Origin of the sequence: Kocuria kalidii, from assembly GCF_044462225.1 — a bacterium.
Taxonomy (GTDB): Bacteria; Actinomycetota; Actinomycetes; order Actinomycetales; family Micrococcaceae; genus Kocuria; species Kocuria kalidii.
On sequence record NZ_JBISWJ010000114.1, the window covers coordinates 1 to 5,801 of the forward strand.

Here is a 5,801-nt window from a genome sequence, read left to right on the forward strand (position 1 = left end):
CGCCGGGGTGCCGGTGGGGAGGGCGTCGATGAGGGCCTTGAGGTCGGCGAGGTCGTGGTCGGTGAGGTCCTGGAGCGGGGGGCGCACGCCGCCGGCGTCGCGGCCCACGGCCCGCAGCCCGGCCTTGACGATGGAGACGCCGTAGCCCTTCGCCCGGTCGCGGATCTCGATGTAGGGCAGGACGAACCGGTTGAGCTTGTCGGTGACCGCCGCCCGGTCCTGGGCCCGGACGTCGCGGTAGAACTCCAGGGCGAACTCGGGGACGAAGTTGTACATGGCCGAGGAGTAGGTGCTCATGCCCAGCTGGAGCAGGGGCAGGGCGAAGGTCTCCGCGGTGGGCAGCCCGCCGAGGTAGAACAGGCGGTCCCCGTTGGCGGCGTAGACCTTCGTGAGGTGCTCGATGTCGCCGATGCCGTCCTTGAACCCGATGAAGTTCTCGTGGCGCTCGGCGAGGCGGGCGATCGTCTGGGCGGAGTAGACGGCGTTGGCCCGGTTGTAGGCGATCACCCCGAGGTCGGTGGCCGCGCAGACCGCCGAGGCGTGGGCGAGCAGTCCCTCCTGGTCGCACTCGGTGAGGTAGGGGGGCAGCAGCAGCAGGCCTTCCGCGCCGGCGGCGGCCGCGTCGTGGGCGTTGCGCACGGCCTGGGCGGTGTTGCCGGCCGCCGGGGCGAGCACGGGGACGGTGTCCCCGACCTCCTCGACCGCGGCCCGCACCACGGAGGCGGTCTCCTCCGGGGTGAGGGAGAAGCCCTCCCCGGTGCCGCCGGCGGCGAAGAGCCCGGCCACCGGGAAGGAGGCCTGCCAGGCCAGGTGCTGCCGGTAGGCGGTCTCGTCGAAGAGCAGGTCGGCGTCGAACGCGGTGACGGGGAAGGACAGCAGGCCGTCCTTGAGCTTGTCCGCCAGTTCCTGGGGAGTGTGTGTGGCCACGGTCGTCATCCTTTGCGTGGGTTGTCGTGAGGCGGTCCGCCTGTGAATCACGTCTCACCCTAGGGAGCACTTTTGATGCTGTCCAAGGCCATTTTTGAATGGAGTCATGCGCTGAAAGCATCACCGGACCGGTCCGTGCGGCGCGGTGGGGCGCCGCGCAGTCCACTGCGGCTCAGTGCAGCTGGGTGCGCAGGAGGTCGAGCAGGTGGTGCAGGGCGGGGTTCCGGGAGCTGCGGTCCCACAGGGCGTGCAGCTCGACGGAACCCGAGGAGCTGCTCGCCAGCCGGTGGTAGGAGACGCCGTCGATGCCGAGCAGCCGGGCGGACTCCGGGACGAAGGCGACCCCCCGCCCCGCGGCCACGAGCGCCACCATGGTGAGGACCTGGCTGACGGTGTGGACGACGTTGCGGTGCTCCACCTCCACGAGCCGCACGACGTGGTCGTAGAAGTACCGCGCCTTGATCGGGGAGTGCATGATCAGCGGGAGGTCCTTGAGGTCTGCCGAGGTGACGGGCCGCTTGAGGGTGCTCAGCGGGTGGTCGGCCGGGGCGGCGACGTACAGGTCCTCGGCGAGCAGCAGCTGCGACTCGAAGAGCTCGGTGTCGAAGGGCGGCCGGGCCAGGCCGAGGTCGAGGTCGCCGTTCTCGAGCGCCTGCAGCTGCTCGTTGGTCACCAGCTCCTGCAGGTCGACGTCGACGTCCGGCAGCACCTGCTCGATCTCACTGAGCAGCGGGCCCAGGAGGCTGAAGCCGGAGGCTGCCGTGAAGCCGATCCGCAGCACGCCCGACCGGCCGGCGGCGATCCGGCGCGCCAGGAGGGGCGCCCGGTCGGCGGCGACCACCAGCTTGCGGGCCTCGACCAGGAACGCCCGCCCGGCGGCCGTGAGGGCCACGCGGCGGTTGTCCCGCTCCAGCAGCTCCACCCCCACCGTCCTCTCCAGTTTCTGGATCTGGCGGCTCAGGGGCGGCTGCGTCATGTTGAGCCGTGCCGCGGCGCGGCCGAAGTGCAGCTCCTCCGCCACGGCGATGAAGCTGCGTGCCTGGTCGAGCGTGAACATCATGTCCTCCGGGTATTACTCAATGCACGAATTGGCTTGGACAGGCATCATATTCCCTCTTTAGGCTCGGGAATCACTTCGCCTGTGATGCCACTCACAGCCCATGGCGACGCGAGTGCTCTCGCGACCCGGTCGGGCGGTTCCCGTCCCTCACACACTCAGGAGAACCCATGAAGAACACCTCGTTCCGCACGGCGCTCGTCGGCGTGACCGCAGCGACGTCGCTCCTCGCGCTCAGCGCCTGCGGCGGGAACGTCGGCGGGGGCGAGAGCGCCTCCGGTGAGGACTTCCCCACGGACCCCATCACCCTGACCGTCGGCCAGGCCGCCGGCGGATCCACCGATCTCATCGCCCGGGCCGTGTCCGACGCCGCCGCGGTGGACCTCGGGGTCCCGATGCCGGTCGTGAACCAGCCCGGTGCCAACGGGGCCCTCGCCACCCAGGAGGTCGCCGGAGCGGCTCCCGACGGCCAGAACCTGGTCCTGCTCAACGCCTCGCTGATCACCATCACGCCGTTGGCCGTGGGCGAGGAGGAGGCCGTGTCGCTGGACGACCTCGAGGTGCTCAAGGGCCTGTCCCAGGACGACTACGTCATGGTCGCGAGCAGCGAGTCCGGGTTCGAGACCCTCGAGGACGTGGAGGGCGCGTCCGGCTCGTTCAGCTACGGCACCACGGGCGTGGGCACCGGGTCGCAGCTGGCCCAGACCGTGCTGTTCGCGCAGGCCGACATCACCGGGACCGAGGTGCCCTTCGACTCCGGCTCCCCGGCGCTGACCGCCGTGCTGGGCGACCAGGTGCAGGTCGCCACCGTCCAGCTGGGCGAGGCGAAGCCGCAGATCGACGCCGGCGAGGTCACGCCCATCGTGGTGTTCTCCGAGGAGCGCAACGAGTTCCTGCCCGACGTCCCCACCGCCGTCGAGTCCGGCTACGACGTCCCGGTCTCCCAGTACCGGGCGGTCGCCGCTCCCGAGGGGCTTCCGGAGGACGTCAAGGCCCGGCTGGTCGAGGCCTTCGACGCCGCCGTGCAGTCGGAGACCTACCAGGACTTCAACGAGCAGAACCTGCTCACGCCGTGGGAGGTCTCCGGCGAGGAGGTCGAGGCGGAGTGGACCGAGCTCGCCGAGCGCTACGCGCAGCTCGTCGAGGAGCACGACATCTCCCTCGCCGAGTAGGCGAGCCCGGGAGACCCCGCGCCGCCGTGACGACCACCACACCCAGGAGAGCCTCCATGAAACAACACCGCACGGACGACCAGGTCTCGGTCGCCGAGGTCCTGGCCGACGAGGACGCGGCCGCCGAGGACCTCACCCCGGAGCAGCTCGCCGCCCAGTGGGAGGCCGAGGGGCCCCCGCCCGGCGGCCGCATGGCGGCCCTCGGCTCGACACTGGTGGTCACGGTGCTGGCCGCTGCGGCTGCCCTGCTGTCCCTGCGCATGGGACTGGGCACGCCGCAGCAGCCGGCCCCCGGCATGTGGCCGTTCGTGGTGAGCGTCGTGGCCGTCGTGATCGGCCTCGCCCACATGGTCCTGGGCCGTCGCGGAGGAGAGGGGGAGAAGTTCACGCGGGAGTCGCTGCTGGCCGCCTACGGCCTCGTGAGCCTCGTGGGACTCGTGCTGCTCATGCCCGTGATCGGGTTCGAGATCCCCGCCCTGCTCCTGTCCTTCATCTGGATGAAGTTCCTGGGCGGTGAGACGTGGCGGGCAGCGACCCTCTACTCGGTGCTCGTCGTCGTCGCGTTCTACCTGATCTTCATCACCGCTCTCGGCACGTCGATCCCGCACCTGTTCTGACGGCCGCCGCCACCGGCGGCCACCGACCAAAGGCTCCCGCATGGACTTCCTGCAACCCGCCCTGGACGGCTTCGGCGTCGTCCTTCAACCGACCAACCTCCTGTACTGCCTGCTGGGCGTGACCATCGGCATGCTGATCGGCGTGCTGCCCGGCCTGGGCCCCGCCGCGACCATCGCCATCCTGCTGCCGCTGACCTACGGCATCGAACCGGTGACGGCGATCATCATGCTGGCCGGCATCTTCTACGGCGCCCAGTACGGCGGGACCATCACCTCGGTGCTGCTCCGCCTGCCCGGCGAGGCCAGCTCCGTGGTCACCGTCTTCGACGGCTACATGCTGGCCAAGCAGGGCCGCGCCGGCACCGCGCTGGGCATCGCCGCGATCGGCTCGTTCGTCGGCGGCACCGTCGCGATCGTCGGCCTGACCTTCCTGGCCCCGCTGGTCGCCGGCTTCGCCCTCGACTTCGGGCCGCCGGAGTACACCGCGCTCGCGCTGCTCGGCATCCTGCTGGTGGCGACCATCAGCAACGGCAACAAGTCCAAGGCGCTGATCGCCGCCTGCTTCGGGCTGCTGCTGGCCACGGTCGGCCGCGACATCTTCACCGGGGCCGAGCGGCTCACGTTCGGCAACCTCAACCTGGCCGACGGCATCGACTTCGTGCCCGTCGCGATGGGGCTGTTCGGCATCGGCGAGATCCTCCACAACCTGGAGGAGCGGCACCGCGCGGCCAAGGCCCCCGACAAGGTCTCCAACGTCTGGCCCTCGCGGGCGGACCTCAAGCAGTCCTCCGGCGCCATCGGCCGCGGCTCGGTCCTGGGCTTCTTCCTGGGCATCCTGCCCGGCGGCGGCGCCACGATCTCCTCGATGGCCGCCTACGCCATGGAGAAGAAGCGGGCCAAGCAGCCCGAACGCTTCGGCAGGGGCGCCATCGAGGGCGTCGCCGGGCCCGAGACCGCCAACAACGCCGCGGCGACCAGCTCTTTCATCCCGCTGCTCACCCTGGGCATCCCGGCCAACGCCACGATGGCCCTGATGTTCGGCGCCCTGCTCATCCAGGGCGTCACGCCGGGCCCGCAGCTCGTCCAGCAGGACCCCGAGCTGTTCTGGGGCGTGGTCAACTCGATGTACATCGGCAACATCCTGCTGCTGATCATGTCGATCCCCCTGATCGGGGTCTTCGTGCGCATCCTCAGGGTGCGGGGCGCCATCCTCGCCCCCATCACCGTGCTGATCACGATGCTGGGCGCCTACACGATCAACAACTCGATGTTCGACGTCACCCTCGTCGTGGTCTTCGGCGCCATCGGCTACCTCATGAAGAAGTACGGCTTCGAGCCCGGCCCGCTGGTGCTGGCGTTCGTCCTCGGCTCCCTGCTGGAGTCCAACCTGCGCCGCTCCCTGCTGGTCTTCGAGGGGGACGTCACCGGGTTCTTCACCCGCCCCATCTCGGCGACCCTGCTGCTGCTGTTCGTGCTGGTCGCCGTGCTGCCCGTCATCCAGTCCGCCCTCCGTCGTCGCAGGACCTCCGGGCCGTCCCTCGAGGGACCGGCCGCCGAGGACCCCGACCGCACCCCTGTCAAGGAGAACTCATGAGCATCCTCGTCGGTTACGTCCCCACTCCCGTCGGCGAGGCCGCCGTCGAGGCCGCCATCGAGGAGGCCCGACTCCGCGGCGAGCAGCTGCTGATCGTCAACTCCGTGCGGGAGGGGGCCCTGGCGGACAGGACGGTGGCCTCCGACGACGACCTCCGCCGCGTCACCGACGCGGCGACCACCGCCGGGGTGGCCCACACCGTGCTCCAGCCGTCCCACCGGGACGACCTCGCCCAGGAGATCCTGGACCTCGCCCGCGAGCACGACGTGTCCCGGATCGTCATCGGCCTGCGCCAGCGCTCGCAGGTGGGCAAGTTCATCATGGGCTCGCACGCCCAGCGCATCCTGCTGCAGTCGGACCGCCCGGTCCTCGCGGTGAAGGCCGGGGAGACCCACCTCTGAACCGGTGACCAGCACCACGCGGCGCCGCCGCCG

General features: G+C 70.5%; 6 protein-coding genes. 4 read left to right on the forward strand and 2 right to left on the reverse strand.

Features of this window, described 5'->3' with window-relative positions; translation table 11 throughout:
• A partial coding sequence (kdgD, locus tag ACH9D3_RS16975) for a 5-dehydro-4-deoxyglucarate dehydratase (RefSeq protein ID WP_396411834.1) occupies positions 1–927 on the reverse strand: 927 nt, incomplete at its 3' end.
• 172 nt (positions 928–1,099) lie between these two features.
• Complete coding sequence (locus tag ACH9D3_RS16980; RefSeq protein ID WP_396400568.1) at positions 1,100–1,984, reverse strand: LysR family transcriptional regulator; 885 nt, start codon at positions 1,982–1,984, stop codon at positions 1,100–1,102.
• Positions 1,985–2,154: 170 nt separating this feature from the next.
• On the opposite strand from ACH9D3_RS16980, the gene ACH9D3_RS16985 reads away from it, so the two are divergent.
• Genes ACH9D3_RS16985 through ACH9D3_RS17000 form a run of 4 tightly spaced genes read left to right on the forward strand, consistent with a single transcriptional unit; the run spans position 2,155 to position 5,768 of the window.
• Positions 2,155–3,156, forward strand: coding sequence for a Bug family tripartite tricarboxylate transporter substrate binding protein (locus tag ACH9D3_RS16985; protein WP_396400462.1), 1,002 nt, complete (start codon positions 2,155–2,157; stop codon positions 3,154–3,156).
• Between the two features lie 56 nt (positions 3,157–3,212).
• On the forward strand, positions 3,213–3,773 hold the full coding sequence (locus ACH9D3_RS16990; RefSeq protein ID WP_396400463.1) for a tripartite tricarboxylate transporter TctB family protein: 561 nt from the start codon (positions 3,213–3,215) through the stop codon (positions 3,771–3,773).
• A 40-nt stretch (positions 3,774–3,813) separates the two neighbouring features.
• The gene (locus tag ACH9D3_RS16995) at positions 3,814–5,367 is read left to right on the forward strand and encodes a tripartite tricarboxylate transporter permease (RefSeq protein WP_396411835.1); all 1,554 of its coding nucleotides are present in this window, start codon (positions 3,814–3,816) and stop codon (positions 5,365–5,367) included.
• The gene (locus ACH9D3_RS17000; RefSeq protein ID WP_396400465.1) at positions 5,364–5,768 is read left to right on the forward strand and encodes a universal stress protein; all 405 of its coding nucleotides are present in this window, start codon (positions 5,364–5,366) and stop codon (positions 5,766–5,768) included. The genes ACH9D3_RS16995 and ACH9D3_RS17000 overlap by 4 nt, the downstream gene beginning before the upstream one ends.
• Positions 5,769–5,801: the final 33 nt, after the last annotated feature.

Coding starts and splice junctions, on each gene's coding strand:
- ACH9D3_RS16980 (WP_396400568.1), bottom strand. CDS start 1,984: ATGTTCACGCTCGACCAGGCACGCAGCTTCATCGCCGTGGCGGAGGAG.
- ACH9D3_RS16985 (WP_396400462.1), top strand. CDS start 2,155: ATGAAGAACACCTCGTTCCGCACGGCGCTCGTCGGCGTGACCGCAGCG.
- ACH9D3_RS16990 (WP_396400463.1), top strand. CDS start 3,213: ATGAAACAACACCGCACGGACGACCAGGTCTCGGTCGCCGAGGTCCTG.
- ACH9D3_RS16995 (WP_396411835.1), top strand. CDS start 3,814: ATGGACTTCCTGCAACCCGCCCTGGACGGCTTCGGCGTCGTCCTTCAA.
- ACH9D3_RS17000 (WP_396400465.1), top strand. CDS start 5,364: ATGAGCATCCTCGTCGGTTACGTCCCCACTCCCGTCGGCGAGGCCGCC.